Source organism: Vibrio makurazakiensis (assembly GCF_050337375.1).
In the GTDB taxonomy this organism is placed as follows: Bacteria; Pseudomonadota; Gammaproteobacteria; order Enterobacterales; family Vibrionaceae; genus Vibrio; species Vibrio makurazakiensis.
This window is the reverse complement of the sequence record NZ_JAKJSW010000396.1, coordinates 1-2,052: the sequence shown is the minus strand read 5'-3', so window position 1 is coordinate 2,052 and position 2,052 is coordinate 1. Positions and strand designations below refer to the sequence as shown.

Sequence of the window (2,052 nt, the reverse complement as noted above, 5' to 3'; positions counted from 1 at the left end):
CTGATACACATACTATATTTATAGTATGATAATCTATATAAGGTTGTTTAACTTATGTGAACTGTACCGATTAATTTTTGATCATCGGTTAACATTTGTTATTAAATAAGTTAAGCAGATTTGTCTTGTTCTAAGTCTTCTCCAATAAACCCGCCCGTCTGGTGAGCCCAAAGTTGAGCGTAGATGCCTTTTTGGTTGATTAGCTCTTGATGACTTCCTTGTTCAACAATATTGCCTTTGTCGAGAACGATTAAGCGATCCATGGCTGCTATCGTTGACAGACGGTGCGCGATGGCAATAACCGTCTTTCCTTCCATCAATTCAATTAAGCTTTCTTGAATAGCTGCTTCAACCTCAGAATCCAGGGCAGAAGTTGCTTCATCTAACACGAGTAATGGAGCATTTTTCAGTAGTACTCGTGAAATTGCTATTCGTTGGCGTTGGCCACCTGAGAGTTTAACACCACGTTCGCCTACTTGCGCGTCATAACCCACATTGCCGAACGGGTCAGTCAGTGTTTCTACAAACTCATGAGCATGCGCTTGTTTGGTCGCAGCATAAAGTTGTTCATCACTGGCATCCGGTTTGCCATAAAGGATATTGTCTTYAATAGAACGATGTAGCAAAGAAGTATCTTGAGTCACCATACCAATATTGCTACGCAATGAGTCCTGGGTGACATCAGATATCACTTGGTCATCAATTCTAATTTCGCCTCCTTCAACATCATGAAAGCGCAATAATAGATTCACTAGGGTTGATTTACCTGCGCCAGAACGCCCAACAAGGCCAACTTTTTCACCTGGCTTAATGTTCAAGTTCAGGTTATTAATTACGCCCTTATTCTCACCGTAGTTAAAGCTAACGTTATCAAATGTGATACCGCCTTGTGGAACAACGAGAGGTTTAGCGTCTGGTTTATCTTCGATATCAATTGGTTTAGATAGAGTTTTGATGCCATCAATAACCGTACCCATATTTTCGAACAAACCGCCAATTTCCCACATGATCCATTTCGACATACCGTTGATACGTAATGCGAGGCTGATCGCGATAGCTATCGCCCCCACGCTGATCGCATTGTCCACCCATAAAAAGATAGAAATAGCCGCAATGCTGAATACTAATATGTAGTTAGCAAACTCAACCCAGATGTTGAAACCTGTGACAAGGCGCATTTGTCGGTGGACGGTATCTAGGAAGCCTTCCATTCCTTCTTCTGCGTATTCAGTCTCACGCTTACTATGAGAGAACAGCTTAACTGTGGCGATATTTGTGTAGCTATCCACTATTCTGCCAGTCATTAGAGATCGTGCGTCTGCTTGTTCAGAAGAGRCATCTTTTAACTTTGGTACGTAGTAAAGCTGAATACCAATATAGGCAAATAGCCAAATAAGCATCGGAGCCATTAGGCGCCAATCTGCTTGAGCCAATATGACAAGCATCGCGGTAAAGTAAACACAGACATAAATGAAAACATCGACCATTTTCATTACTGTTTCACGAACAGCAAGTGAGGTCTGCATTACTTTAGTCGCCACTCGACCAGCAAAATCATCTTGATAGAAAGACAGACTCTGTTTTAGCAAGTATCGATGTGCTAACCAGCGAATGGACATTGGGTAGTTGCCCAAAAGTGTCTGGTGAATCAGCAATGAATACACACCTATCATCACTGGCATGATCACGAGCAGCAGTATACTGAGACCAATTAATGTCGATTTATTATCTTCAAAAAATGTCTCTGGGTTACTGGTTGATAGCCAATCTACCAACTGCCCCATAAAGCCAAACAGTGAAACTTCAATGATGGCGATAGTCATACTCATAAGGCCGAGAATGATCAGTGGTTTTTCGAAGCCTTTGGTGTAGTGCCGGCAAAATGCCAAGATACCGCTAGGAGGTTGTATCGGTTCTCCTTTCGGAAAAGCTTCAGTGAAGCTTTCAAATTTCTTATACATTAGTTATTCCTTTATAAACTCTTTTATTACAGAGTCTTATAGCCATTGTGTTGTTTGTTTTTTGTATCTATGTGACTAAATACTATTAGGA

1 protein-coding gene is annotated in these 2,052 nt (G+C 41.2%); it reads right to left on the bottom strand.

Annotated elements, in window-relative coordinates; all coding sequences use genetic code 11:
• Nucleotides 1-110: 110 nt before the first annotated feature.
• Nucleotides 111-1,961, bottom strand: a complete 1,851-nt coding sequence (locus tag L4C33_RS21835; RefSeq protein WP_428814482.1) for an ABC transporter ATP-binding protein — start codon at nt 1,959-1,961, stop codon at nt 111-113.
• Nucleotides 1,962-2,052: the final 91 nt, after the last annotated feature.